Annotated in this window: 1 protein-coding gene; it reads left to right on the top strand. The window is 65.9% G+C overall.

The window, feature by feature from the left end; genetic code table 11:
• On the top strand, nucleotides 1-681 hold a 681-nt coding region (locus C0Z19_RS27650; RefSeq protein WP_102613009.1), incomplete at both ends, for a TPM domain-containing protein.

Below are 681 nucleotides of genomic sequence, written 5' to 3'. Positions count from 1 at the left end.
CCGCCGCTCACGGCCCGTGTGACCGACGAAACGGGCACGCTCACGGCCGAGCAAAAGGCCGCACTCGAACAAACACTGACGCAATTCGAGCGCCGCAAAGGTACGCAGATCGCCGTGCTGATGGTGCCGACGACGCAGCCGGAGACGATCGAGCAATATTCGCTGCGTGTCGTCGAGCAATGGAAGCTCGGGCGCAAGGCGGTGGACGACGGTGCGCTGCTGATCGTCGCCAAAAACGATCGCACCTTGCGCATCGAAGTGGGTTACGGCCTCGAAGGCGCGCTCAACGACGCGACGAGCAGCCGGATCATTCGCGAAATCATCGTGCCGCGCTTCCAGCAAGGCGATTTCTACGGCGGCATTGCAGCGGGTGTGGACCGGATGATCAGGGTCGCGGAGGGTGAACCCTTGCCGCCCGCGACCGATGCCGGCCATCAGGCGCGCGACATAGGCCGGTTCGCGCCCATCGTGCTTGTGTTGGCCGTCGCCTTGGGCGGCGTGCTGCGCGCGGTGTTCGGCCGGCTGCCGGGCGCGTTGATCGCGGGTGGGGCCGCGGCGGTACTTGCCTGGCTGTTTGCAGTGGGGCTGTTTGCGGCCGTCGCGGCAGGTTTCATTGCTTTCTTTTTCACGCTGGCCGGTTCTGGCATCGGCGCGTACGTCGGTACGCGCGGGTTTGGGCGT

Source organism: Trinickia soli (assembly GCF_002879855.1).
Lineage (GTDB): Bacteria > Pseudomonadota > Gammaproteobacteria > Burkholderiales > Burkholderiaceae > Trinickia > Trinickia soli.
This window is presented reverse-complemented; position numbering and strand designations above follow the sequence as displayed.